Origin of the sequence: Actinomadura sp. NPDC048394 (assembly GCF_040651755.1) — a bacterium.
Taxonomy (GTDB): Bacteria; Actinomycetota; Actinomycetes; order Streptosporangiales; family Streptosporangiaceae; genus Spirillospora; species Spirillospora montaniterrae.
This window is the reverse complement of record NZ_JBEZJL010000039.1, coordinates 24295-49389: the sequence shown is the minus strand read 5'-3', so window position 1 is coordinate 49389 and position 25095 is coordinate 24295. Positions and strand designations below refer to the sequence as shown.

Sequence of the window (25095 nt, the reverse complement as noted above, 5' to 3'; positions counted from 1 at the left end):
TCCTGCCCCCTATCGTTTCAGGAGAGAAAGGGCATCCGCGACCATCTCCCTCGATCTTCTGCCTCCGGTTACCGAACCGGACGCGGAAGCTCAGGTGAGCGGCCCGGTCAGCCGAGCGCCTCGATCAGCTGGGCGACGCCCTCGGCGCGGTCCCGCAGGTGCAGCCGGAACGCCGGGCGGCCGAGCGAGCGCAGCACCCGCTGGTCCCCGAACGCCTGCGCCAGCTGCAGCTCGCCGAGCGTGAACGGCCGTCCGGGCACCGGGACGTCGGCCGTCACCGCGCCCGTGATCTGCAGGAACGTGCCGTTGCGCGGCCCGCCCTTGTGGTACTGGCCCGTCGCGTGCAGGTACCGCGGGCCCCAGCCGAACGTGACCGGCGCCGGATTCCGGCGCAGCCCGGCGCCGCGGGCCGCGAGCAGCGGCCGCAGCCCGGCCGCCGCCGCGTCCCCGGACCGGTCCAGGTACGCCAGGATGGCGAGGTAGCCGCGGTCCGGGACGTCCTCCAGGAATGTCTCCAGGGCCTCCGTCAGCGTCTTCGCGCCGCGCAGCGCCTCCTCCGGCGCGTGGACCTCCACCGCGTCCGACACCAGCGCGGGCGGGCGGCGCACCACCGTCGGGGCAGCGCCCTCCTCCGAGCGCAGCAGCGCCGCGGTGCTGTCCCGCGACTCGCCGGTGTCCGGTTCGGCGAACGGATCGACGCCCATCACCCGCGCGGCCACCGCCACCGCGTACTCCCACAGCAGGAACTGCGCGCCGAGCGGGCCCGCCACGCTCACCCCCGCCTCGCGGCCCGGGCCGGGCTCGTCCGGGCGGCGGCCGAGGATCACCCGGCGCAGGTCGCCGGTCAGCTCGAACCCGGGGGACTCCACGCCCTCCACCACGACCGGCAGCAGCCCCCGGCCGTCCTTGCCGAGCGCCCCCGCCACCAGCTGCTCCGCCCAGCCCGCGAAGCCGTGCAGGCCCGAGCCGTGGTCGGCGATCACGAGCTTGTCCCGGCCGCCGAGCGCCGACGAGCCGAGCGCCGCGCCGAACGCCAGCGCCGGGTTGTCGTACGGCTGGCGCAGCACGCCCGCGAGCCGGTCCGCCTCGTCCAGCAGGGCCAGCAGGTCGACGCCCGCGAGCGCGGCCGGCACCAGGGCGGGGACGGCGAGCGCGCCGAACCGGGCGTCGACGTCGGTCTCGGCCTCCACCACGTGGTGGCCGACCTCGCGGGCGGCGCGCTCCAGCTCCGACCCGGGCTCGGCCACCGCCACGAACCGGCGGGCCAGCTCCGCGCGGCTCAGCCCCGCCTCCGAGAACGCCCGGCCGAAGACGCGGCGCAGCGACCGCGTCCCGACGTCGTCGCCCGCGACCACCACCAGCGTCCTGCCGAGGTCGCCCGCGAGCACCGCCGACACCTCGTGCGGGTCGGTGGTGTCCAGCACGATCAGCTCGGCGCCCGGCCCGGTGCGGGCCGCGGTCCGGTGGATCGCCTCCGCGGCGATCGCCGTACCGCCCGTCCCGGCCACCACGATCCGGTCCAGTCCCGCGTCGCGGAGCTCCTCCGCCGGCCCGGCGAGCCGGGCCGGCAGGGACCGGGACGTCTCCGGCAGGCCGAGCCAGCCCAGCCGGCGGGCGGCCAGCGGGGCCGCGTCCGGACCCCACAGCTTGGCGTTGCGGGACGCCAGCGAGCTCGGAACCCCGTCGGAGGCGAGACGGTCCAGGACCGTCTCGCTCTCGTCGACGACGGCGCCGCGGATGGTGACCGAGATCCCCCCGGCGGTCACCACCGACGTCACGCGCTCTTGTCCTTCAGCTCGCCCTCGATGGAGCCGAGCAGCTCCTTCCAGGACGCCTCGAACTTCTCGACGCCCTCCTCCTCCAGGACCCGGACGACGTCGTCGTAGTCGACGCCGACGTCCTTCAGCGCCGCCATGTGCGCCCGGGCGTCGTCATAGGCGCCGCGGACGGTGTCGCCGCGCAGCTGCCCGTGGTCGGCCTCCGCCACGAGCGTCGCCTCCGGCATCGTGTTGACCGTGCCCGGCGCCACCAGCTCGTCCACGTACAGGGTGTCGGCGAGGTTCGGGTCCTTCACGCCGGTCGAGGCCCACAGCGGACGCTGCGGGCGGGCGCCCGCGTCCTTCAGCGCCTTCCACCGGTCGGTGGCGAACTTCTCCTCGTACAGCGCGTACGCCAGCCGCGCGTTCGCCAGGCCCGCCTTGGACCGCAGGTTCTTCGCCTCGTCCGAGCCGATCTTGTCGAGCCGCTTGTCGATCTCGGTGTCGACCCGGCTGACGAAGAACGACGCCACCGAGGCGATCTTCGACAGGTCGTGGCCGTTCGCCCGGGCCTGCTCCAGGCCCGCGAAGAACGCGTCGATGACCTTGCCGTAGCGCTCCAGCGAGAAGATCAGCGTCACGTTCACGCTGATGCCCTCCGCCAGCGTCGCGGTGATCGCCGGCAGGCCCTCCTCGGTCGCCGGGATCTTGATGAACAGGTTCGGCCGGTCCACCATCCACCACAGCGCCTTGGCCTCGGCGACCGTCTTCTCGGTTTCCTTGGCCAGCCGCGGGTCCACCTCGAGCGACACCCGGCCGTCCAGGCCGTCGGTCCGGTCGTAGACGGGGCGCAGCACGTCGCAGCCCCAGCGGATGTCATAGGTGGTGATCGCGCGGGACGCCTCCTCGACGTCCACGCCCCGCACCGCGAGGTCGCGCACCTGGTCGTCGTAGGCGCTGCCCTTGCTCAGCGCCTTGGCGAAGATCGTCGGGTTGGAGGTGACGCCGACGACGTGCTTGTCCTTGACCAGCTGCTCCAGGTTCCCGGTGCGCAGCCGCTCCCGGCTGATGTCGTCCAGCCAGATCGACACGCCCTCGTCCGAGAGCGCCTTCAGGATGTCACTCATCGCTTTCTCCTCGTCGTCGAGTTTCCGCGGGGGGACGGCCGCGCCGGGCCCCCGGCCCGCCGGGGGCGGACGCCGGGGGCCCCGGCGGCCCTAGTTCCCGGTGGTGCTGCCGCGGCCGGCGTCCTTGACCCCGGCCTTGATGAGGCTCGCCTTCGCCGCCGCGACGACCCGCTCGGCGGTGATGCCGAACTGCTCGAACAGCGTCTTGTAGTCGGCGGACGCGCCGAAGTGCTCCAGCGACACCGACGCGCCGGCGTCGCCGACGTAGGTGCGCCAGCCGAGCGCCACGCCGGCCTCCACCGACACGCGCGCCCGCACCCCGGGCGGCAGAACCTGCTGCTTGTAGGCGTCGGGCTGCTCCTCGAACCACTCGACGCACGGCATCGACACCACACGGGTCGGGGTGCCCTGGGACTGCAGCGTCTCGCGGGCCTCCAGCGCCAGCTGCACCTCGCTGCCCGTGGCGATCAGGATCACCTCGGGCTGCCCGCCCTCGGCGTCGGCCAGCACGTAGCCGCCCTTGGCGGCACCCTCCGCGGACGCGAACTCGCCGTCGCGCTCCAGCGTCGGCAGCTTCTGCCGGGTCAGCGCGAGCCCCGCCGGCCGGTCGGTGTGCTCCAGGACCGTCCGCCACACGACCGCGGTCTCGTTGGCGTCCGCCGGGCGGACGACGTCCAGCCCCGGGATCGCCCGCAGCGCCCACAGGTGCTCCACCGGCTGGTGCGTCGGGCCGTCCTCGCCGAGGCCGATGGAGTCGTGCGTCCACACGTAGGTGACCGGCAGCCTCATCAGCGCCGCGAGCCGGACCGCCGGCCGCATGTAGTCGCTGAAGATCAGGAACGTGCCGCCGTACGGGCGGGTGCCGCCGTGCAGCGCGATCCCGTTCATGATCGCGCCCATCGCGTGCTCGCGGACGCCGAAGTGCAGCGTCCGGCCGTACGGGCCGCCGGGGAACTCCTTGGTCTGGAACTCCTCGGGGATGAAGGACGGCTCGCCCTTCATCGTGGTGTTGTTGCTCTCGGCGAGGTCGGCCGACCCGCCCCACAGCTCCGGCAGCACCGGCGCCAGCGCGGTCAGCACCTCGCCGGACGCGGCGCGCGTCGCGACGTCCTTGCCCGCCGGGAACTCCGGCAGCTTCTCCTCCCAGCCCGCGGGCAGGTGCCGGGCGCTGATCCGGTCGTACTCGGCGGCGCGCTCGGGGTTCGCCGACCGCCACGCCTGGAACGCCTTCTCCCACTCGGCGTGCAGCGCGCGGCCCCGGTCCGAGACCTCGCGGGAGTGCGCCAGCACGTCGTCCGGGACGATGAACGTCTCGGCCGGGTCCAGGCCGAGGATCCGCTTGGTCGCGGCGATCTCCTCGGCGCCCATCGCCGAGCCGTGGATCTTGCCGGTGTTCTTCTTGTTCGGCGCCGGCCAGCCGATGATCGTGCGCAGCGCGATGAACGACGGCCGGGCCGTCTCCGCCTTGGCCGCCTCGAACGCCGCCGCGAGCGCGGCCACGTTCTCCTCGTAGTCGCCGTTCACCGTCCAGTCGACGTGGTGGACGTCCCAGCCGTACGCCTCGTAGCGGGCCCGCACGTCCTCCGACAGCGCGATCGCGGTGTCGTCCTCGATCGAGATGTGGTTGTCGTCGTACAGCAGGACCAGGTTGCCGAGCCGCTGGTGGGCCGCCAGGGCGCTCGCCTCGTGGCTGATGCCCTCCTCGATGTCGCCGTCGGACGCGAACGCCCAGATGGTGTGGTCGAAGGGGGACTCGCCGACCGGGACGTCGGGGTCGAACAGGCCGCGCTCGCGGCGGGCCGCCATCGCCATCCCGACCGCGTTCGCGATGCCCTGCCCCAGCGGGCCCGTGGTCGTCTCGACGCCCGCGGTGTGCCCGTGCTCGGGGTGGCCGGGGGTGAGGCTGCCCCACTTGCGCAGCGACTTCAGGTCGGCCAGCGTCAGCGGGTAGCCCGAAAGGTAGAGCTGGATGTAAAGGGTCAGGCTGGAGTGCCCGCAGGACAGGACGAACCTGTCCCGGCCGGCCCAGTCCGGGTCCGTCGGGTCGTGCCGAAGGAACCGCTGGAACAGAAGGTAGGCGGCGGGCGCAAGGCTCATGGCCGTCCCGGGGTGGCCCGAGCCCGCCTCCTCGACCGCGTCCATGGCGAGGGCGCGGATGACGTCCACCGCCCGCTTGTCCAGGTCGGACCATTCAAACGTGCTGCTGTCCCTGCTCACGGAACGCCAGGCTCCTCTCGAACCGCTGTCGTACAGAGTTCATTAGCGATGTGCCGCCGCGCGGCATGACCGGCGCACGTGCCGCGGCCCCCTGTTGCCGCAACGTCCGGCGGCGCCGTCCGTCTTCCCTCGGGCCCCCTTGCGGCCACCGGATCCGTGGCCTCGCGAAGATCATGCCGCGCCCCCGGCGAGCCTATCGCGCGGGCGGGCCGCCGCAGGCGAGAGCGAGAACACGCCGAAACGGCGCCGCCGCCCGCACGAGGTCCGCGCCGCTTCCCTGCACCCTTGCCCGATCGGTTCGCGGGCTAACCCCCCCGCACGGGTGATACCGAGGGGGGAACGGGTTTCCGCCCCGCCGCCCGGGGGACGGCCCGGAGAATGGGCTCCTCCGGCGGGGGACCGGCGCGTCCGGTGCCCCGGTGCACGCCCCCGGCAGGGGTCGGACTACAGTGATGGCGCGGCCGACGACGGCGGCCGAGACAGCAGGATCACCAAGCCGAAGTTGCACTCGACCGAGGCCGGCCCGGATCGCGGGGGCGCCGCCGAGGTGGTACGCGATTTCTTCATGCCTAGTTGGACGTGGACCCGATTGTGACGGTGCTCAGTAACAAGCGCGGGGTCGAGCTCGAGGAGCCGGGACCGCTCGACGGGCGTGCGCCGGGGGCGCCCGCCGCGCCGGAGCCGGTGGCCGAGACCGCCCGCCGGTCGATCGGCGCCAGCGTGCGCGCCTACGTGGCGCTCACCAAGCCGCGCGTGATCGAGCTGCTCTTGATCACCACGATCCCGGTGATGTTCCTCGCCCAGCGCGGCGTGCCGCCGCTGTCGACGGTGCTGCTGACCTTCTCCTTCGGGGCCATGTCGGCCGGCGCCGCGAACGCGATCAACTGCTACATCGACCGCGACATCGACGTCAAGATGCGCCGCACCCGGCGCCGCCCGCTGGCCCGCGCGCAGGTCACCCCGGCCCGCGCCCTGGTGTTCGGGATCACGCTCGCGCTGGTGTCCACGGCCGGGTTCTTCTTCACCGTCAACCCGCTGTCGGCGGCCGGGTCGCTGTTCGCGATCCTGTTCTACGTCTTCGTCTACTCGCTGCTGCTCAAGCGCCGGACGTCGCAGAACGTCGTGTGGGGCGGCATCGCCGGCTGCATGCCGGTGCTGATCGGCTGGACGGCGATCACCAACGGCCTGGCCTGGACCCCGTTCGTGCTGTTCGGCGTCGTGTTCCTGTGGACGCCTCCGCACACCTGGACGCTCGCCATGCGCTACCGCGAGGACTACGCGGTCGCCAAGGTGCCGATGCTGCCGGTCGTCGCGACCGAGCGCCGCGTCATCACCGAGAGCCTGATCTACAGCTACGCCACCGTCGCGTGCTCGCTCGCGCTGTGGCCCGTGGCCGGGATGGGCCCGGTGTACGGGGCCGTCGCGGTGGTCCTCGGCCTGGTCTTCCTCGGCGAGGGGCACCGGCTGCTCAAGGCCGTCCGCGCCGGCGTGACCGGCGTCCACCTGCGGCCGATGCGGTTCTTCCACCTGTCGAACGTGTACCTGGCGCTGCTGTTCACCGCCGTCGCCGTCGACCCGCTGCTGCACTGAGCCCCGCGCGGCGGCCCGGCGGCGCGCCGGGCCCCCTCGGGGACCTGCGCCGACCCGTTACGCTCACGTCATGGCGCGTGTGGACCCCAAGGCCGTGCTCGAAGGCCGGATCCCCGGCCGGCCCCCGGTCGGCCTGATCGTCGGGCTGACCGTCTCGTCGCTGTGCGTGGTGCTCGCGCTCGCCGCCGACGTGCTGTCCGGCGGCGCCGGCTTCTGGGTCGGCGTCGTCCTGGCGATCCTGCCGATCCCGGCGCTGGTGGCGCTCGCCCTCACCCTGGACCGGCTGGAGCCCGAGCCGCCGCGCGCCCTGATCTTCGCGTTCATGTGGGGCGCGGGCGTCGCCGTCCTCGGCGCGCTGGTGCTCAACACCCTCGGCCTGCTGTACGTCACCGTCCCGATCTTCGGCGAGACCAAGGGTCACTTCGTCAGCGCCACCTTCGGCGCCCCCGTCATCGAGGAGTCGCTGAAGGGCGCCGTGCTGTTCGGCATGCTGTGGTTCCGCCGCAACGAGATCGACGGCTTCGCCGACGGGATCATCTACGCCGCCATGGTCGGCCTCGGCTTCGCGATGATGGAGAACATCACCTACTACATGCGGGCGTTCGAGGACGGCGGCGCCCAGCAGCTGCAGACCGTGTTCATCCTGCGCGGCCTGATCGCGCCGCTCAGCCATCCGCTGTTCACCTCGATGACCGGCCTCGGCGTCGCCTACGCCGCCACCCACCGGCGCGGCCAGCTCGTCGCGCCCGTCCTCGGGCTGCTCGGCGCGATGCTCCTGCACGGCCTCTGGAACGGCGCCACGACCTTCGGGCTCGGCGGCCTCGGCATCGTGTACCTCCTCGACTTCGGCGTCCTGGTCACGCTGATCGTCATCGTCTCTGTCGAGCGGCGGCACACCGTCCGGCGCATCGAGGCGTACCTGCCGATGTACGCCGGAACCGGCCTCGTCACCCCGCAGGACGTGCGGATGCTGCGGTCCATCCCGTCGCGGCGGGCCGCGCGCCGGTGGGCCAGGTCCGTCGGCGGCCCGCCCGCCGCCCGCGCGATGGTCGACTACCAGCTCGCCGCCACCGAGCTCGCGCTGCTGCACAAGCGCGCCGACCGCGGCAACGCCGAGCCGCACTGGTTCACCGCCCGCCGCGACTCGCTGCTGGAGCTGATGTCGCTGGCCCGGCAGGCGTTCCTGCGCACCCCGCCGCGTCCCGGCGGGCCCGCGTCCGGGGCGCCGCCCTGGGCGCCGCAGGGGCCGTCCGGCTTCCTGCCGCCGCCCCCGCCCGGCCCGTACGCGCGGTAACCGGGGGGTGCGTCGGGGGCACGGGAGGGCGGCCATACGATTGACGCGTGGCTGAGCGAAAGTCGTCGACGAACCCGCTGATCCGTGCCTGGGACGCCGTGTGGCACCCCACCCCGGGGTCGGTGCGGCTGCTCGCGCTGCTCGGCGTCATCGGCAACGTGGTGATCGTCGTCAGCGGCGGCCTCGTCCGGCTGACCGAGTCGGGGCTCGGCTGCCCCGAATGGCCGCGCTGCTCGGGCGACAGCCTCGTCCCCACCCACAACGCCGACCACCACGCGTTCAACATGGCGGTCGAGTTCGGCAACCGGCTGATCACCTTCGTGGTGCTGGCGATCGGCGTGCTGGTGTTCGTCGCCGCGCTGCGCCTCGTCCCGCGCCGCCGCGACCTGGTCTGGTGGTCGCTCGCCCAGCCGATGAGCGTCGTCGCGCAGGCCGTCATCGGCGGCATCGTCGTGCTCACCGACCTGAACCCGGCCGCGGTGTCGGCGCACTTCCTCGTCTCTCCCGCGCTCCTGGTGTTCTGCGTGGCGCTGTGGGTGCGCGCGGGCGAGGGCGACGCCCCCGCCCGGCCGCTCGCCGGCCCCTGGACGCGCCGCCTCGGCGGGCTGCTGCTGGTCGCCGCGGCGGCCGTGCTCGTCGCGGGCACCGTCGTCACGGGCACCGGCCCGCACGCCGGCGACGCCTCGTCGCGCCGCTACGGCTTCAACATCGAGGACGTGGCGCGCATCCACGGCGAGCTGGCCTGGGTCACCATCGCCTTCACGATCGCGGTCACCATCGCGCTGTACCGCACCGGCGGCCCCGCCGCGGCCAAGCGCCGGGCGCTGGAGCTGATCGCGCTGATCGTCGCGCAGGGCGCCGTCGGCTACGCGCAGTACTTCCTCGGCGTCCCGGCCGGGCTGGTGCTGCTGCACATGCTCGGCGCGGTGCTGATGTGGATCGCGGCTTTCCGGCTGTTCTTCGCGCTTCGCGACCGCGGCCCGATGCCGGACGCGCGGCCGCGCACGGTGGCCGCGCGTCCCGCCGAGGCCGCTCAGCCCGCCTGAGCCCGCCCGCCGCTCACCACCCGCCGCTCACCCCCGCCGTTCACCGCGTGCCGCTCACCGCGCGCCGTCCTTGCGGAGGAAGGCGCGCAGGCGCTCCAGCGGCCAGGTGTTGATGACGTCGTCGGGCGTGAGCCAGCCCCGCTGCGCGGTGCCGATCCCGTAGCGGATGTTGCGGTGGTGCCCGAGCGAGTGCGCGTCGGTGTCGACGGAGAACCGCACCCCGAACCGCTTGGCGCGGCGGATCAGGTCGGCGGGCAGGTCGAGCCGGTCGGGGAACGAGTCGATCTCCATCGCCGTGCCGGTACGGGCGGCGGCGCGGAACACCTCGTCCCAGTCGGCGTCCACCGGCGGGCGGCGGCCGATGCTCCGCGCCGTCGGGTGCCCGATCACGTGGACGTTCGGGTTCTCGCACGCGCGGACGAGCCGCCGCGTCATGGCCGCCTCGTCCTGCGTGAAGTGCGAGTGGACGGACGCCACGCACACGTCGAACCCCTCCAGGAAACCGGCGTCCCAGTCGACCTCGCCGTCGGGGTCGATGTTCAGCTCGGTGCCGTGCAGCAGGACCAGGCCCGGGTACTTCTTCTGCAGCTTCCGGACCTGCTCGCGCTGGGCGAGCATCTTCTCGTCCGTCATCCGCTGCATGAACAGGTTCGGCGCGTGGTCGGTGATCGCGTAGTACTCCAGGCCGCGGTCCGCGGCGGCGGCGACCATGTCCTCCAGGGAGGCGATGCCGTCGGTGAGGTCGGTGTGGCTGTGCAGGTCGCCGCGCAGGTCCTCGACGGTGACCAGGCGGGGCAGCTCGTCCTTCAGCGCCGCCTCGATCTCCCCGGTGTCCTCGCGCAGGGCGGGATGGATCCACGGCAGGCCGAGCCGCTCGTAGACCTCCTCCTCGGTGCTGGACACGATCAGGTCGCCGGAGTCGGCGTCGAACAGCCCGTACTCCGACAGCTTCAGCCCCGCCTTCACCGCGATCTCGCGGGTGCGGATGTTGTGCGCCTGCGAGCCGGTGAAGTACTGCAGCGCCGCGCCCCACGACTCCGGCGGGACGACGCGCAGGTCGACCTGGAGCCCCCGGTCGGTGCGGATCGACGTCTTCTTGTCGCCGCCGACGATCACCTCGGCGACGAGCGGCAGCGCGGCGAACGCCTCCATGATCGGGTGCGGGTCGGTGGACGCGGCGAGCACGTCGACGTCGCCGATCGTCTCGCGCATCCGGCGCAGCGACCCCGCGTGCATGCACCGCTCGACCTGCGGGAGCGCCGACAGCGCCGCGACGATCTCGTCGGCGACGCCCGCGGCGGCGTCCAGGAGGACGCGCTCGCCGGAGCTGCGCATCAGCTCGATGCCGCGCAGGATGTTGTCCTCGGTCTTGGCGCCGAAGCCCTTCAGGCCGCGCAGCCGGCCCTCCTTGATCGCCTCGGCCAGCTCGTCCACCGACGAGATGCCGAGCTCCTCGTAGACGGCCAGGGCCTTCTTCGGGCCGAGCGTCGGGATCGCGGTGAGCGCGCGGACGCCCGCGGGGATCTGCGTGCGCAGCTCCTCGACCTGCCGGATGGTGCCGGTGGTGGTGTAGTCGAGGACCTTCTTGGCGATCGCCTCGCCGACCGTCGGGATCTTGCGGAGCCCGGCCAGGTCGAGCCCGGAGATGTCGTCGGGATGGCCCGCGATCGCCCGCGCGGCCTTCTCGTACGCCCGGATCTTGAAGGCGTCGCCGCCGGTGATGGAGAGGAGGTCGGCCAGTTCCTGGATGAGGGCTGCGGCCTCGTCGTTCGCGCGTGCCATACGGCCGAGTCTAGGAGCCGGGTACGACGTTCCCGGAGCCGGCGGGGTCACCGAGCGGAGCCGGCCCGGTGACCCTGCGTGGCGGCCGCCGCGCGAGAGCGGGTCAGCGTAGCGGCGCGACCGGGCCGTTCGGGTCGCGCATCCGGCCCTCCAGCACCTCGGCGGCGATCGCGGAGACCTGCTCCTCGGGCAGCTGCCGGTAGCCGTCCGCGGTGACGGCCGCGATCGTCGGGTAGATGCGCCGGGAGAGGTCGGGCCCGCCGGTGGCCGTGTCGTCGTCGGCCGCGTCGTACAGGGCCTGGACGCACACCGTCGCGGCGTCCTCGACCGACAGGTCGGGCCGGTACAGCTTCTTCAGCGCGCCGAGCGCGTAGGGGGAGCCGGAGCCGTCGGCGTGGTAGTCGCGGGCGAGCTGCGGGGCGCCGGTGATGTCGTAGGTGTAGATGCGGGCGTCGTCGGTGTCGGGGTCGTACCCGGCGAACAGCGGGACGACCGCGAGCCCCTGCATGGCCTGGGCGAGGTTGGCCTGGATGACGGCGCCGAGCCGGCGGGCCTTGCCCGGCAGCGACAGCGGGACCGTCTCCATCTTCTCGTAGTGCTCCAGCTCCACCTGGAACAGCCGGACCATCTCCAGCGCGAGCCCGACCGTCCCGGCGAACGCCACCGCGGAGTACTCGTCGGCCCGCTGGACCTTGTCCAGCTCCCGGTAGGCGATCCGGTTGCCCTGGGTGGCGCGGCGGTCCCCGGCCATCATGACCCCGCCCGGGATCGTCAGCGCCAGCACGGTGGTGCCGTGCGGCAGCTCCGGGACGGTCCCGGCGTCCGGGACCCGGTTGACGGGCAGGAGGTCGGGGGAGTGCAGGCGCAGGAAGTCGACGAACGACGCCGGTCCCGCCTCGAAGAACTCCGGCGGCAGTCCCTGGTCATCGGTCCGGCCGGTCACGGCGGCTCCTCTCTGCTGGGGTGGTGCTGCTCGGGTGCTCCTGCAGTGATCCTTCCATCGATCCTGCCATGCTCGCCCCACCCCATGCCCCGTCGCCGCGGAGCCGATTCCCCCGGACGGTCCCGAGCGGCGGGAGGGTCAGGCCTCGGGGGCCTCCGGCGGCTCCTTCTGGCTCCGCGTGGCGCCCGCGCACGCGACGATGACGCAGCCGATCGCGACCCACTGCCGTCCGGTGAGGATCTCGCCGAGGACGACCACCCCGACCAGCGCGGCGACGGCGGGCTCCAGGCTCATGAGGATGCCGAACACCCGGGCGGGCACCCGCCGCAGCGCCTCCAGCTCCAGCGAGTACGGGATCACCGACGACAGCAGCCCGACCCCGAGCCCGATCAGCAGCAGCGCGGGGTCGAACACGGCGCCGCCGCCGGCCGCGAGGCCGCCCGGCAGCATGACGAGCGTGCCGATGATGCTGGCGAGGGCGAGGCCGGTGGTGCCGGGGATCCGCCGTCCGGTGGCGGCCGTCAGCAGGATGTAGCAGGCCCAGCCGATCGCGGCGACCAGCGCGAACACGATCCCGGCGAGGTTCACGTCGCCGCCGCCCCGGGCGAGCATGACCACGCCGGCGCCCGCCAGCGCGACCCACAGCAGGTCCCGGGGGCGGCGCGAGCCGACGATCGCGACCGACAGCGGCCCGAGGAACTCGATGGTCACCGCCACGCCGAGCGGGATCCGCGACAGGGCCTGGTAGAACGCGAAGTTCATCCCCGCGAGCGCGACCCCGTAGCCCGCGACGACGGCCAGGCTGCTCCAGGAGTGGTCGCGCAGGATCGTCCGCAGCCCCTTGCGGGCGAGGAAGCCCAGCACGAGCGCCGACGCCAGCAGCCGGATCGACACCACCGACGTCGGCGGCAGCCGCTCGAACAGGTGCTTGGCCAGGCCGGCGCCGACCTGCACGGACACGATGCCGAGCAGGATCATGGCGGGCGGCGGCACCGAGCCGAGCGACAGCGTGCGGGCGCGGCGGGCCGCCCGGCCCGCCGCTCCGTAGGACCCGGGGGCCTCAGCGAGTGCCAACGATCACTCCCAGCGGAAGAAGCGGGCGGCGAGGGCGAGGCCGGCGGCCGCCCACACCGCGAGGACCAGCAGCGGCTTGCCCGGGAACGCCGCGCCGTGCTGCAGCACCTGCCGCAGCCCGTCGGCGAGCGCCGAGATCGGCAGCAGCTCCAGCACGTCCCGGACGGCGCCGGGGAACTTGTCGAGGGGGAACACCACGCCGCCGACGGCCAGCAGCAGGATGTAGACGAGGTTCGCGGCGGCGAGGGTGGCCTCGGCGCGCAGCGTCCCGGCCATCAGAAGCCCGAACCCGCTGAACGCGGCCGTCCCGAGCAGCAGCAGGACGATCACGGAGACGGGGTCGCCGTGCGGGTGCCAGCCGAGCGCCAGCGCGACCGCGCACACCACGACCGCCTGCAGGATCTCGACGGCGACCACCGACAGCGTCTTGGCGGCGATGAGGCCGCCGCGCGGCAGCGGCGTGGCGCCGAGCCGCTTGAGCACGCCGTAGCGGCGCTCGAACCCGGTGCCGATCGCCTGCCCGGTGAACGCGGTGGACATCACGGCGAGCGCGAGGATGCCGGGCGCGAGGAAGTCGACGCGGCGGCCGGAGCCGAGGTCCAGCAGCGAGGTGGCGCTGAACAGCGTCAGCAGCACCACCGGGATGATCAGGGTGAGCAGCAGCTGCTCGCCGTTGCGCACCACGGCCCGGAACTCGTAGCCGGCCTGGGAGAGGATCATCCGCGGCAGCGGGACGGCGCCCGGCGCGGGCGACAGGTCCAGCGCGGGCCGCGCCGCCGCGGGCGTCGCCGCCGGTATCGTGGTCATGAGCGCAGCTCCCGTCCGGTCAGTTCGAGGAAGACGTCCTCCAGCGTGCGGCGCTCGATCCGCAGGTCCTCGGTCATCACGCCGTGCGAGGCGCACCAGGCGGTGACGGTGGCGAGCAGTTCCGGGCTGACGTCGGCCTCGATCAGGTAGTGCCCGGCGGGCGACTCCTTCGCGGCGCTCCCGGCGGGCAGCGCCGACAGCAGCTCCTCCAGGCCGAGGCCGGGCCGGGCGCGGAAGCGCAGCTGCCGCTCGGCGCCGGTCAGCTCCTGCGGGCTGCCCTCGGCCACGACCTTGCCGTGGTCGACGATCACGACCTGGTCGGCGAGCCGCTCGGCCTCCTCCATGTTGTGCGTGGTGAGCACCACGGAGACGCCGGCCGCGCGCAGCTCCTCGATCAGCTCCCAGGTGGCGTGCCGCGCCTGCGGGTCGAGGCCGGTGGACGGCTCGTCGAGGAACACGAGCTCGGGCCGTCCGACCACGGCGACCGCCAGCGACAGCCGCTGCTGCTGCCCGCCCGACATCCGGCGGAACGGGGTGCGGGCGTGCTCGGTCAGGCCGAGCCGCGCCAGCAGCGCCGCCGGGTCGAGGGGCGTGGCGTGGAACGAGGCGACGAGCCGCAGGAACTCGGCGGCCTTCGCGGTGCCCGGCACGCCGCCCGACTGCGGCATCACCCCCACGCGGGGCTTGAGCGCCCGCGCGTCGGCGACCGGGTCCAGGCCGAGGACCCGGACGGTGCCCGCGTCGGCGCGGCGGAACCCCTCGCAGATCTCGATCGTGGTGGTCTTGCCCGCGCCGTTCGGGCCGAGCAGCGCGGTGACGGCGCCCCGGGCGGCGCTGAACGACAGGCCGTCCACGGCCGTCGCCGTGCCATAGCGCTTGACGAGCCCGTCCAGCTCGACGGCGCCGTCTCCGGGGGTTGTCATGGCAATGAGTTTAGGTCCGCCGCCCGGGGGCTCCGCGCGGGGTGCCGCCGGTGCGCCGGGTGAAGGCCGGGTAAAGGGGCCGAGCAAGGCGCGGCGCCGCGCGGTGGGCCTGGTTTCGCCCGCCGGGGCGGGGGAAGCTCTCGGCCTGTCACCGGGGGCGGGCCGGTGGCCTGACGGCATGCCGAACGGGGAGACCGGGGACCGATGGCCTACAACCTGCGCGGACGCAGCCTCGTCCGCGAGCTGGACCTCGCCCCGAAGGAGTTCGCGTTCCTGATCGGCCTGGCCGCCGAGCTGAAGGCCGCCAAGTACAGCGGGACGGAGCGGCGCCGCCTGGAGGGCCGCAACATCGCGCTGATCTTCGAGAAGACCTCCACCCGGACGCGCTGCGCGTTCGAGGTCGCCGCGCACGACCAGGGCGCGCACACGACCTACCTGGACACGGCCGGCTCCCAGATCGGCCACAAGGAGTCGATGAAGGACACCGCCCGCGTGCTGGGGCGGATGTTCGACGGCATCGAGTACCGGGGCTCGCTGCAGCGGCACGTGGAGGAGCTGGCCGAGCACGCGGGCGTCCCGGTGTGGAACGGCCTGACCGACGAATGGCATCCGACGCAGATGCTCGCCGACATGCTCACCATGCGCGAGCACAGCGACAAGCCGCTGCACGACGTCACATACGCCTACCTGGGTGACGCCCACAACAACATGGGCCGTTCGTACGTGGCGGCGGGGGCGCTGCTCGGCATGGACGTCCGGATCGTCGCGCCGAGGGCGCTGTGGCCGGACGAGGAGACGGTCGTCAAGCCCGCCAACGCGGTAGCGGCCGGCACCGGCGCCGAGATCACCATCACCGAGGACGTGGCGCAGGGCGTGCGCGGCGCCGACTTCGTCCTCACCGACGTGTGGGTGTCGATGGGCGAGCCCGCGGACGTCTGGGACGAGCGCATCGCGCTGCTCCAGCCGTACCAGGTGAACGCCGAGGTGATGCGCGCGACCGGCAACCCGGGCGCGAAGTTCATGCACTGCCTGCCCGCCTTCCACGACCGTGAGACCGCGGTCGGCGAGGAGGTCTACCGGCGGACGGGCCTGGACGCGCTGGAGGTCACCGGCGAGGTGTTCGAGTCGGACGCCTCGATCGTGTTCGACGAGGCCGAGAACCGGATGCACACGATCAAGGCCGTGCTGGTCGCGACGCTCGGCTGAGCGCGTGGGCCGGGCCCGGGCCGCGGGGGAGGGGGGACATGCGCGTCGTCGTCGCGCTCGGCGGGAACGCGCTGGTCAAGCGCGGGGAGACGCCGGACGCCGGGCTCCAGCGGGGCAACGTGGACCGGGCCGTCCGGGCGCTCGCGCCGCTCGCCGAGCAGCACGAGCTGATCATCACGCACGGCAACGGCCCCCAGGTCGGGGTGCTGGCGCTGGAGAGCCAGAACGATGGCCGGCTGACCCGGCCCTACCCGTTGGACACCATCGGCGCCGAGACCCAGGGGATGATCGGGTACTGGCTGCTGCAGGCGCTGCAGAACGCGCTGCCCGGCCGCCAGGTGATGGCGATGGTCAACCAGACGCTGGTGTCCGCGGTGGACCCGGCGTTCCAGAACCCCACCAAGTTCGTCGGCCAGGTGTACGACCGCGAGGAGGCGGAGCGGCTGGCCGAGCGGTACGCCTGGACGATCCGCCGGGACGGGGAGCGCTGGCGCCGCGTGGTGCCGTCGCCGAAGCCGCAGCGGGTCATCGAGATCCGGCTGATCCGGGAGCTGGTGCGGGCCGGGACGGTCGTGGTGTGCGCGGGCGGCGGCGGGATCCCGGTGTTCCGCAACGACGTCGGCCGGCTGGAGGGCGTCGAGGCGGTGATCGACAAGGACCTCACCGCGTCGGTGCTGGCCGAGACGCTGGACGCGGACGCGCTGCTGATCCTCACCGACGTCCCGAACGTCATGCGGCACTACGGCACGGACCGGCAGGAGGCGATCGCCCACACCACGCCGTTCGAGCTGCGCGGCGAGAGGTTCCCGGACGGGTCGATGGGGCCGAAGGTCGCCGCGGTCACCGGGTTCGTGGAGCGCACCGGCGACATGGCCGCGATCGGGCTGCTGGACGACTGCGTCGACATCCTCGCGGGCAAGGCGGGCACGATCGTGACGCCGAACGCGACCTGGCCGCTGGAGAGCACCCTGTGACCGCGCCGTCCTGTCCGCCGGGCGGGCCCCGGAGCGTCCGGTGACCGCCGGGACGGGCCGGGAGTCGTTCGCGCGGTCGCTGATGCGGACCAAGCCGGTCGACCGGATCGTCGCCGAGGGCGGGCACGGCGAGGGCGGCGAGCTGCGGCGCTCGATGAGCCTGCTGCAGCTGACCCTGTTCAGCGTCGGCGCGACCCTCGGTACGGGGATCTTCGTCGTGCTGGGCGAGGCGGTGCCGAAGGCGGGCCCGGCGGTGGTGCTGGCGTTCGTGCTCGCCGCGGTGACGGCGCTGTTCTCCGCGCTGTCCTACGCCGAGCTGGCCGGGACGATCCCGGTGTCCGGCTCGTCCTACTCCTACGCCTACGCGACGCTCGGGGAGCTGGTGGCGTGGGTGTGCGGGTGGTGCCTGCTGCTGGAGTACGCGGTCTCGGTGTCGGCCGTCGCGGTCGGCTGGGGCTCCTACCTCAACGAGTTCTTCGACAAGGCGGGCGTCGGCACGATGCCCGCCGCGATCAGCAACCCGCCGGGGGACGGCGGGCTGGTGAACCTCCCGGCCGTGGTCGTCGTGGTGATCGCGGCGCTGCTGCTGCTCCGCGGCACGTCCGAGAGCGCCCGGGCCAACACGGTCATGGTGTTCCTGAAGATCGCGGTGCTGCTGTTCTTCTGCGCGGTCGCCTTCACCGCGTTCCATTCCGGCAACCTGACCCCGTTCGCGCCGATGGGGTGGGCGGGCATCAGCGCCGCCGGTTCCAAGGTGTTCTTCTCCTACATCGGCTTCGACGCCGCGTCGACCGCCGGCGAGGAGGCCCGGAACCCGCGCCGGGACCTGCCCCTCGCGATCGTCCTGTCGCTGGCGATCGTGACGGCGGTGTACGTGCTGGTCGGGCTGGCCGCGGTCGGCGCCATGCACTGGACCCGGTTCTCGCTGAGCGGCTCGGAGGCGTCGCTGGCCCTGGTCCTGGACCGGGCGACCGGCCGGGCCTGGCCGTCGATGATCCTGTCCCTCGGCGCGGTGGTCGCCATCGCCAGCGTCGTCCTCACCGTCATGTACGGGCAGACCCGCATCCTGTTCGCGATGTCGCGGGACGGCCTGGTCCCGCACGTGTTCCAGCGGGTCAGCCCGGGCCGTGCGGTGCCGGTGGCCAACACCGTGATCGTCGCGGCGTTCATCGGGATCCTCGCCGCCGCGGTGCCGCTGGGCCGCCTGGTGGACGCCACCAGCATCGGCACCCTGTTCGCGTTCGCGCTGGTCAGCGTGGGCGTGATCGTGCTGCGCCGGACGCGGCCGGACCTGCCGCGCAGTTTCCGCACGCCGCTGTATCCGCTGACGCCGCTGATCGGCGTCGCGCTCTGCGTGTACCTGATGGTCGGCCTCGGCAGCGTGACCTGGATCGTGTTCGCCCTGTGGACGCTGGCCGGGCTGGTCGCCTACTTCCTCTACGGGCGCCGCCACTCGCGGCTGGCGGCCGAGACGTCCGGCGTTCCCGGGAAGGAGCCGCGATGAGCGGGGCGAACGGGCCGGACGCGCCCGCACTGCGGATCCTCGCCGGCTACTCGCCGGACGAGCGGGGCGGCGACGCGCTGGCGCTCGCAGCGCTGGTCCTGCGCGGCGTGACGGCGCCGCGCGCGGTCGCGGACGTGCGGCTGACGGTGGCGAACGTGCACCCGCCGGCCTGGCCGGCGCGCGGGCCGGGCTCGGTCGACGCCGAATGGGTCGGCTACCTGAAGGACAGGGCGCACGACGCGCTGGAGCGGGCGGCCGGGCGGCTCGCGGAGCTGAACGTCCCGCGGTCGCGCACGGACCTGCGGGTGCACGCGCACCGGGGCAGCGGGCGCGGGCTGGCCGAGGTGGCCGCGGCGACCGGCGCGGACCTGATCGTGATCGGCTCGGCGCCGCGCGGCCGCCGCGGGCGCGTCGTCATCGGCAGTACCGCGGACCAGCTGCTGCACGGCTCGCCGGTGCCGGTGCTGCTGGCGCCGCGCGGCTACGCCGCCTGCGCCCCCGACCAGTTCGAGCGGCTCACGGTGGCGTACTGGCGGCGGCCGGACGCGGACGGCCCGGTGGAGGCGGCGGTGCGCACCGCCCGGACGCTGGCGCTGCCGATGCGGCTGGTGACCCTCGTGCTCCGGCCGCCGGGGCTGGCGGCCCGGTTCCGCAACGCCGACGACGTCATGGCGCGGCAGGTGGCCCAGGCCGAGCGGGACCTCGCCGACGCCGCCGCGCGGCTCGGCGACGCCGCGGGCGACGGGATCGCGGTCCGGACGGAGGCGGTCGCCGGGACGGGCATCACCAAGGCGCTCGCCGCCGTCGATATGCTTCCGGGTGAGCTGCTGGCCTGCCCGTCCAGCCATGACGGGCCGCTGCGCAAGGTCTTCCTCGGCGAGGGCTCCGGCAAGATCGTCCGGGCCGCGCCGTGCCCGGTGCTCGTCCTCCCGCGCGGGGCCGCGGGCGCTTTCGCCTAGCGAGAAGGTCAAGGTTAGGTAAGGCTAACCTGCGTGAGCGAGGACATTCCCGTTCCGGTGTTTCGCGGGAAGCAATTACGGCACACTGATGTTGTGAAAAACGTGAGCGAGGATCAGGCGACCCCGGAGAGCGCACCCGTGCGCCCTTCCGGCGTGCCGTCGGCCGCCTCCCACACCGAGCGCGACACCCGCGCCCGGGTGGCGCGGCTGATCCTCGAGCACGGCCCGGTCACGGCGTCCACGCTCGGCGAGCGGATGGGCCTCACGCCCGCCGCGATCCGGCGGCACCTGGACGCGCTGCTGGCCGAGGGCATGATCGAGATCCGCAAGGCACGGACGCCGCAGACCCGCCGCGGCCGCGGCCGTCCCGCCAAGTGGTTCGCGATCACCGAGTCCGGGCGCAGCGCGTTCGTGCACGCCTACGACGACCTGGCGAGCAGCGCGCTGCGGTTCCTGGCCGAGACGGCCGGCGACCACGCGGTCGCCGAGTTCGCCCGCCGGCAGATCGCCGACCTCGAACGGCGCTACCGGCCCGTCGTGCAGGACGCGCCGCCGCAGCAGCGGGTCCGCACGCTCGCCGAGGCGCTCTCCGGCGACGGCTACGCCGCCGCCGCGGGCAAGGCGCCCCAGCCGGGCGGCGGCGAGCAGCTGTGCCAGCACCACTGCCCGGTCGCGCACGTCGCGGCCGAGTTCCCGCAGCTGTGCGAGGCCGAGACCGAGGCGTTCAGCCGCCTGCTGGGCACCCCCGTCCAGCGGCTGGCCACGATCGCCCACGGCGACGGGATCTGCACCACCCACGTCAGCTCCCGCTCCCTGTGCGGGACGGGGCAGGCGGAGGATCCCGGAGCGAGCGTCACCCCTGGCGGGGACGCGGGGGAGCGGTCCCCCGAAAGAACACACACCAGTGACGAGGAGTCCGGGAGGACGTCCCTATGACTACAGCCCACCCCGAGCTGGAGGGGCTCGACAGGTACAAGTTCGGCTGGGCCGACTCCGACGAGGCCGGCGCCTCCGCGCGGCGCGGCCTGAACGAGGACGTCGTCCGCGACATCTCGGCCAAGAAGGGCGAGCCGGACTGGATGCTCGACCTGCGCCTCAAGGGACTCCGGCTCTTCGACAAGAAGCCGATGCCCACCTGGGGTTCGGACCTGTCGGCGATCGACTTCGAGAACATCAAGTACTTCGTCCGCTCGACGGAGAAGCAGGCGGCGTCCTGGGAGGAGCTCCCCGAGGACATCAAGAACACCTACGACAAGCTCGGCATCCCCGAGGCGGAGAAGCAGCGCCTCATCGCCGGCGTCGCCGCCCAGTACGAGTCGGAGGTCGTCTACCACAAGATCCGCGAGGACCTTGAGGAGAAGGGCGTCATCTTCGTCGACACCGACACCGGCCTGCGCGAGCACCCGGAGATCTTCCAGGAGTACTTCGGCTCCGTGATCCCGGTCGGCGACAACAAGTTCGCCGCGCTCAACACCGCCGTGTGGTCGGGCGGCTCGTTCATCTACGTCCCGCCGGGCGTCCACGTCGAGATCCCGCTGCAGGCCTACTTCCGGATCAACACCGAGAACATGGGCCAGTTCGAGCGGACGCTGATCATCGCCGACGAGGGCTCCTACGTCCACTACGTCGAGGGCTGCACCGCGCCGATCTACAAGTCGGACTCGCTGCACTCCGCCGTCGTCGAGATCGTCGTGAAGAAGGACGCCCGCGTCCGCTACACGACCATCCAGAACTGGTCGAACAACGTCTACAACCTGGTGACCAAGCGCGCCGTCGCCTACGAGGGCGCCACCATGGAGTGGGTCGACGGCAACATCGGCTCCAAGGTCACCATGAAGTACCCGGCGATCTACCTGCTCGGCGAGCACGCCAAGGGCGAGACCCTGTCGATCGCGTTCGCCGGCGAGGACCAGCACCAGGACGCCGGCGCCAAGATGGTGCACGCCGCGCCGAACACCTCCAGCAGCATCGTCTCCAAGTCGGTGGCGCGCGGCGGCGGCCGCACCTCCTACCGGGGCCTGGTGCAGATCCAGGAGGGCGCCGAGCACAGCAAGTCCACCGTCAAGTGCGACGCGCTGCTGGTCGACCAGATCAGCCGGTCCGACACCTACCCGTACGTCGACGTCCGCGAGGACGACGTGGAGATGGGCCACGAGGCCACCGTCTCCAAGGTGTCGGAGGACCAGCTGTTCTACCTCATGAGCCGCGGCATGACCGAGGACGAGGCCATGGCGATGATCGTGCGCGGGTTCGTCGAGCCCATCGCGCGCGAGCTGCCCATGGAGTACGCGCTCGAGCTGAACCGGCTCATCGAGCTGCAGATGGAAGGGGCCGTCGGCTGATGGGGCTGGAGACCGGCAAGCCGCTCTCGACCCTGCACGAGAAGGCTTCGTACGAGGTGGGCGACTTCGACGTCCCCACCGGCCGCGAGGAGGAGTGGCGGTTCACCCCGCTGCGCCGCCTCCGCGGCCTGCACAACGGCACCGCCGAGCCGAACGGCAAGGTCATCGCCGAGGTCGAGGCGGCGCCCGAGGTGACCGTCGAGACCGTCGGCCGCGACGACGCCCGGCTCGGCAAGGCCTATGTGCCCGCCGACCGGGTCAGCGCGCAGGCGTGGGCGTCGTTCACGCACGCGACCGTCGTCACCGTGCCGAAGGAGGTCGTCGCCTCGGCGCCGACCGTCGTCCGGCTGCGCGGCGAGGACGCCTCGGCCGCCGCCTACGGGCACACCACCGTGATCCTGGAGCCGTTCGCCGAGGCCACCGTGGTGCTCGCGCACCGCGGCTCGGCGACCTACGCCGACAACGTCGAGTTCGTCGTCGGCGACGGGGCCCGCCTCTCGGTGATCAGCCTGCAGGACTGGGCGGACGACAGCGTGCACGTCTCGCACCAGCACGCGCGGCTGGGCCGCGACGCCCGGTTCGTCTCGCACAACGTCTCGCTCGGCGGCGACCTCGTGCGGATCTCCCCGTCCGTCGCCTACGACGGGCCCGGCGGCGACGCCGAGCTGTACGGGGTGTACTTCGTCGACGGCGGCCAGCACCTGGAGCACCGCCTGCTGGTCGACCACGCCGTGCCGAACTGCCGCAGCCGCGTCGACTACCGCGGCGCGCTGCAGGACCAGGACGCGCACGCCGTCTGGATCGGCGACGTGATCATCCGCGCGGAGGCGGAGGGCACCGACACCTACGAGCTGAACCGCAACCTCGTCCTGACCGACGGGACGCGGGTCGACTCGGTGCCGAACCTGGAGATCCTCACCGGCGAGGTCGCCGGCGCCGGGCACGCCTCGGCGTCCGGCCGGCTCGACGACGAGCACCTGTTCTACCTGCAGGCGCGCGGCATCACCTTCGACGAGGCGCGCCGCATGGTGGTCCGCGGGTTCCTCGGCCAGCTGGTCGAGCGGATCGAGGTCGCCGAGGTGCGCGAGAAGGTCGCCGAGGCGATCGAGGCCGAACTGGACGTGCGCGCGGAGGGCCGATGAGCTTCGTGAAGGTGTGCGCGCTGGAGGAGATCCCCGAGGACGGGGCCCTCGGCGTCGAGATCGGCGACACGCCGGTCGCGCTGGCCCGCACCGGCGGCGAGGTCTACGCCGTCAACGACATCTGCTCGCACGCCGAGGTGTCGCTGTCCGAGGGCGAGATCTACAACGGCACCATCGAGTGCTGGCTGCACGGGTCCTGCTTCGACCTGCGCACCGGCAAGCCCACCAACCCGCCGGCCACGCAGCCGGTCGCCACCTACAAGGTCAAGGTCGAGGACGGCGACGTCTACGTCTCGCTCGGCTCCGACGATTGAGGAACGACAACCACCATGGCCACGCTTGAGATCCGCGACCTCCACGTCTCCGTCGCCGACGGGTCCGACGGGACGAAGGAGATCCTGCGCGGGGTCGACCTGACCGTCAAGGCCGGCGAGACCCACGCGCTCATGGGGCCGAACGGCTCCGGCAAGTCCACCCTCGCCTACGCCGTCGCCGGCCACCCGAAGTACGAGGTGACCTCCGGCACGGTGACGCTGGACGGCGAGGACGTGCTCGGCATGTCCGTCGACGAGCGCGCCCGCGCCGGGCTGTTCCTGGCGATGCAGTACCCGGTCGAGGTCCCCGGGGTGTCGGTGTCGAACTTCCTGCGCTCGGCGGTCACCGCGGTGCGCGGCGAGGCGCCGAAGCTGCGCGAGTTCTCCAAGGAGATGAAGCAGGCGATGGACGAGCTGTCCATCGACCCGGCGTTCGCGCAGCGCAGCCTGAACGAGGGCTTCTCCGGCGGCGAGAAGAAGCGGCACGAGATCCTCCAGCTGGAGATGCTCAAGCCGAAGGTCGCCGTGCTGGACGAGACCGACTCCGGCCTGGACGTCGACGCGCTGAAGGTCGTGTCCGAGGGCGTCAACAGGTTCTCCGCGGGCGGCGAGACCGGCGTCCTGCTGATCACGCACTACACGCGCATCCTGCGGTACGTGAAGCCCGACTTCGTGCACGTGTTCGCCGCCGGCCGCGTCGTCGCCGAGGGCGGCCCCGAGCTGGCCGACCAGCTCGAGAACGAGGGCTACGAGAAGTACGTGAAGGCGGAGGCGACGGCATGACGCTTCTGTCCGAGGGGACGCTGCTCCCCGAGGAGCTCAAGAAGGACTTCCCGCTGCTGCAGCGCACCGTCCGCGGCGGGCGTCCGCTGGTGTACCTCGACTCGGGCGCGACGTCGCAGAAGCCCACGCGGGTGCTGGACGCCGAGCGCGTGTTCTACGAGCGGCACAACGCGGCGCCGCACCGCGGCGCGCACCTGCTCGCAGAGGAGGCGACCGAGGCGTACGAGAACGCCCGCGCGTCGATCGCCCGGTTCATCGGCGCGACGCCCGGCGAGATCGTGTTCACCAAGAACGCCACCGAGGGCATCAACCTCGTGGCGTACGCGATGAGCAACGCCGCCACCGCGGGCCCCGAGGCCGAGCGGTTCCGCGTCGGCCCCGGCGACGAGGTCGTCGTGTCGGAGATGGAGCACCACGCCAACCTCGTCCCGTGGCAGCAGCTCTGCCAGCGGACGGGCGCGACGCTGCGCTGGTTCGGCATCACCGACGACGGCCGCCTCGACCTGGCGGACCTGGACGAGCTGGTCAACGAGCGCACCAAGATCGTCGCGCTGACGCACCAGTCGAACGTCCTCGGAACGGTCCCGCCGATCAGGCTGATCGCCGAGCGGGCGCACGCCGTCGGCGCGCTCGTCCTGCTGGACGGCGCGCAGTCGGTCCCGCACCAGCCGGTGGACGTCGCCGACCTCGGCGCCGACTTCCTGGCGTTCTCCGGGCACAAGATGCTCGGCCCGACCGGCATCGGCGTGCTGTGGGGCCGCTCGGAGCTGCTGGAGGCGATGCCGCCGTTCATCACCGGCGGATCCATGATCGAGGTCGTGCACATGGAGGCGACCACGTTCATGCCGCCGCCGCAGCGGTTCGAGGCCGGCGTCCCGATGACCGCGCAGGCGATCGGGCTCGGCGCGGCCTGCGACTACCTCGCCGAGATCGGCATGGACCGGGTGCACGCCCACGAGGAGGCGCTGGTCGCCTACTCGCTGGAGCGGCTCGGCGAGATCCCCGGCGTCCGGATCATCGGCCCGGGCACCACCGAGGCGCGCGGCGGGGCCGTGTCGTTCACCGTCGAGGACATCCACCCGCACGACGTCGGCCAGGTGCTGGACGACCTCGGCGTCGAGGTGCGCGTCGGGCACCACTGCGCGTGGCCGATCTGCCGCCGCTTCGGCATCCCGGCCACCACCCGCGCGACGTTCTACCTCTACAACACCCTGTCGGACATCGACGCGCTCGCCGACGGGGTGCGGCAGGCGCAGAGGTTCTTCGGCACCGTCTCCTGACGGCCGCAGGAACAGCCCGCGCCGGCGGCCG

At 73.0% G+C, this 25095-nt stretch carries 21 protein-coding genes; 13 read left to right on the top strand and 8 right to left on the bottom strand.

What is annotated here, in order from left to right; genetic code table 11:
• Window positions 1-107: 107 nt before the first annotated feature.
• The 3 genes from AB0C78_RS27465 to tkt form a co-directional block, all read right to left on the bottom strand.
• Window positions 108-1778: a glucose-6-phosphate isomerase gene (locus AB0C78_RS27465; protein WP_360753062.1), complete on the bottom strand. Its 1671-nt coding sequence runs from the start codon at window positions 1776-1778 to the stop codon at window positions 108-110.
• On the bottom strand, window positions 1775-2884 hold the full coding sequence (gene tal / locus AB0C78_RS27460; protein WP_360753059.1) for a transaldolase: 1110 nt from the start codon (window positions 2882-2884) through the stop codon (window positions 1775-1777). Before tal ends, AB0C78_RS27465 begins: the two co-directional genes overlap by 4 nt.
• 90 nt (window positions 2885-2974) lie before the next feature.
• Window positions 2975-5101, bottom strand: a complete 2127-nt coding sequence (gene tkt / locus AB0C78_RS27455; RefSeq protein ID WP_360753056.1) for a transketolase — start codon at window positions 5099-5101, stop codon at window positions 2975-2977.
• A gap of 684 nt (window positions 5102-5785) precedes the next feature.
• On the opposite strand from tkt, the gene AB0C78_RS27450 reads away from it, so the two are divergent.
• From AB0C78_RS27450 to AB0C78_RS27440, 3 genes are all read left to right on the top strand, one after another.
• Window positions 5786-6691, top strand: a complete 906-nt coding sequence (locus AB0C78_RS27450) for a heme o synthase (protein WP_360753179.1) — start codon at window positions 5786-5788, stop codon at window positions 6689-6691.
• Between the two features lie 70 nt (window positions 6692-6761).
• Window positions 6762-7985, top strand: coding sequence for a PrsW family intramembrane metalloprotease (locus tag AB0C78_RS27445; protein WP_360753053.1), 1224 nt, complete (start codon window positions 6762-6764; stop codon window positions 7983-7985).
• Window positions 7986-8032: 47 nt separating this feature from the next.
• Window positions 8033-9031, top strand: coding sequence for a COX15/CtaA family protein (locus AB0C78_RS27440; RefSeq protein WP_360753050.1), 999 nt, complete (start codon window positions 8033-8035; stop codon window positions 9029-9031).
• Between the two features lie 54 nt (window positions 9032-9085).
• Here AB0C78_RS27440 and polX read toward each other — a convergent pair whose 3' ends face one another.
• The 5 genes from polX to AB0C78_RS27415 all read right to left on the bottom strand — a co-directional run bounded on the left by polX (window position 9086) and on the right by AB0C78_RS27415 (window position 14560).
• Entirely contained in the window at window positions 9086-10813 is a 1728-nt protein-coding gene (gene polX, locus AB0C78_RS27435; RefSeq protein WP_360753048.1) for a DNA polymerase/3'-5' exonuclease PolX, read from the bottom strand.
• Window positions 10814-10916: 103 nt separating this feature from the next.
• On the bottom strand, window positions 10917-11756 hold the full coding sequence (gene prcB, locus AB0C78_RS27430; RefSeq protein WP_360753045.1) for a proteasome subunit beta: 840 nt from the start codon (window positions 11754-11756) through the stop codon (window positions 10917-10919).
• 138 nt (window positions 11757-11894) lie between these two features.
• A complete protein-coding gene (locus AB0C78_RS27425) occupies window positions 11895-12830 on the bottom strand; it encodes an EamA family transporter (RefSeq protein ID WP_360753042.1) in 936 nt (311 codons plus the stop codon).
• Window positions 12831-12833: 3 nt separating this feature from the next.
• A complete protein-coding gene (locus AB0C78_RS27420) occupies window positions 12834-13637 on the bottom strand; it encodes an ABC transporter permease (RefSeq protein ID WP_360753039.1) in 804 nt (267 codons plus the stop codon).
• Window positions 13634-14560: an ABC transporter ATP-binding protein gene (locus AB0C78_RS27415; RefSeq protein ID WP_360753036.1), complete on the bottom strand. Its 927-nt coding sequence runs from the start codon at window positions 14558-14560 to the stop codon at window positions 13634-13636. The genes AB0C78_RS27420 and AB0C78_RS27415 overlap by 4 nt, the downstream gene beginning before the upstream one ends.
• 204 nt (window positions 14561-14764) lie before the next feature.
• Here AB0C78_RS27415 and argF point away from each other — a divergent pair, with 204 nt between their 5' ends.
• The 10 genes from argF (at window position 14765) to AB0C78_RS27365 (ending at window position 25064) form a co-directional block, all read left to right on the top strand.
• On the top strand, window positions 14765-15766 hold the full coding sequence (argF, locus tag AB0C78_RS27410) for an ornithine carbamoyltransferase (protein WP_360753034.1): 1002 nt from the start codon (window positions 14765-14767) through the stop codon (window positions 15764-15766).
• A gap of 38 nt (window positions 15767-15804) precedes the next feature.
• Window positions 15805-16740 carry a carbamate kinase gene (arcC, locus tag AB0C78_RS27405; protein ID WP_360753031.1) on the top strand — a complete coding sequence of 312 codons (936 nt, stop codon included), beginning with the start codon at window positions 15805-15807 and terminating at the stop codon, window positions 16738-16740.
• 82 nt (window positions 16741-16822) lie between these two features.
• Window positions 16823-18244, top strand: coding sequence for an amino acid permease (locus AB0C78_RS27400; protein WP_360753177.1), 1422 nt, complete (start codon window positions 16823-16825; stop codon window positions 18242-18244).
• Window positions 18241-19203, top strand: coding sequence for a universal stress protein (locus tag AB0C78_RS27395; protein WP_360753028.1), 963 nt, complete (start codon window positions 18241-18243; stop codon window positions 19201-19203). Before AB0C78_RS27400 ends, AB0C78_RS27395 begins: the two co-directional genes overlap by 4 nt.
• A gap of 138 nt (window positions 19204-19341) precedes the next feature.
• Window positions 19342-20139 carry a metalloregulator ArsR/SmtB family transcription factor gene (locus AB0C78_RS27390; protein WP_151539822.1) on the top strand — a complete coding sequence of 266 codons (798 nt, stop codon included), beginning with the start codon at window positions 19342-19344 and terminating at the stop codon, window positions 20137-20139.
• The gene (gene sufB, locus AB0C78_RS27385; RefSeq protein ID WP_151539775.1) at window positions 20136-21545 is read left to right on the top strand and encodes a Fe-S cluster assembly protein SufB; all 1410 of its coding nucleotides are present in this window, start codon (window positions 20136-20138) and stop codon (window positions 21543-21545) included. Before AB0C78_RS27390 ends, sufB begins: the two co-directional genes overlap by 4 nt.
• On the top strand, window positions 21545-22687 hold the full coding sequence (gene sufD, locus AB0C78_RS27380) for a Fe-S cluster assembly protein SufD (protein WP_360753025.1): 1143 nt from the start codon (window positions 21545-21547) through the stop codon (window positions 22685-22687). Before sufB ends, sufD begins: the two co-directional genes overlap by 1 nt.
• Window positions 22684-23001, top strand: a complete 318-nt coding sequence (locus AB0C78_RS27375; protein ID WP_151592905.1) for a bifunctional 3-phenylpropionate/cinnamic acid dioxygenase ferredoxin subunit — start codon at window positions 22684-22686, stop codon at window positions 22999-23001. The genes sufD and AB0C78_RS27375 overlap by 4 nt, the downstream gene beginning before the upstream one ends.
• Window positions 23002-23016: 15 nt before the next feature.
• Window positions 23017-23784, top strand: a complete 768-nt coding sequence (gene sufC / locus AB0C78_RS27370; protein ID WP_360753023.1) for a Fe-S cluster assembly ATPase SufC — start codon at window positions 23017-23019, stop codon at window positions 23782-23784.
• A complete protein-coding gene (locus AB0C78_RS27365; protein ID WP_360753021.1) occupies window positions 23781-25064 on the top strand; it encodes a cysteine desulfurase in 1284 nt (427 codons plus the stop codon). The genes sufC and AB0C78_RS27365 overlap by 4 nt, the downstream gene beginning before the upstream one ends.
• Window positions 25065-25095 lie beyond the last annotated feature (31 nt).

Bases quoted from the DNA above. Each gene is read 5' to 3' on its own strand.
- AB0C78_RS27420 (WP_360753039.1), bottom strand. From the start codon at position 13,637: ATGACCACGATACCGGCGGCGACGCCCGCGGCGGCGCGGCCCGCGCTG.
- polX (WP_360753048.1), bottom strand. From the start codon at position 10,813: ATGGCACGCGCGAACGACGAGGCCGCAGCCCTCATCCAGGAACTGGCC.
- AB0C78_RS27365 (WP_360753021.1), top strand. From the start codon at position 23,781: ATGACGCTTCTGTCCGAGGGGACGCTGCTCCCCGAGGAGCTCAAGAAG.
- AB0C78_RS27415 (WP_360753036.1), bottom strand. From the start codon at position 14,560: ATGACAACCCCCGGAGACGGCGCCGTCGAGCTGGACGGGCTCGTCAAG.
- sufD (WP_360753025.1), top strand. From the start codon at position 21,545: ATGGGGCTGGAGACCGGCAAGCCGCTCTCGACCCTGCACGAGAAGGCT.
- sufC (WP_360753023.1), top strand. From the start codon at position 23,017: ATGGCCACGCTTGAGATCCGCGACCTCCACGTCTCCGTCGCCGACGGG.
- argF (WP_360753034.1), top strand. From the start codon at position 14,765: ATGGCCTACAACCTGCGCGGACGCAGCCTCGTCCGCGAGCTGGACCTC.
- arcC (WP_360753031.1), top strand. From the start codon at position 15,805: ATGCGCGTCGTCGTCGCGCTCGGCGGGAACGCGCTGGTCAAGCGCGGG.
- AB0C78_RS27400 (WP_360753177.1), top strand. From the start codon at position 16,823: ATGCGGACCAAGCCGGTCGACCGGATCGTCGCCGAGGGCGGGCACGGC.
- AB0C78_RS27375 (WP_151592905.1), top strand. From the start codon at position 22,684: ATGAGCTTCGTGAAGGTGTGCGCGCTGGAGGAGATCCCCGAGGACGGG.
- tal (WP_360753059.1), bottom strand. From the start codon at position 2,884: ATGAGTGACATCCTGAAGGCGCTCTCGGACGAGGGCGTGTCGATCTGG.
- AB0C78_RS27445 (WP_360753053.1), top strand. From the start codon at position 6,762: ATGGCGCGTGTGGACCCCAAGGCCGTGCTCGAAGGCCGGATCCCCGGC.
- AB0C78_RS27395 (WP_360753028.1), top strand. From the start codon at position 18,241: ATGAGCGGGGCGAACGGGCCGGACGCGCCCGCACTGCGGATCCTCGCC.
- sufB (WP_151539775.1), top strand. From the start codon at position 20,136: ATGACTACAGCCCACCCCGAGCTGGAGGGGCTCGACAGGTACAAGTTC.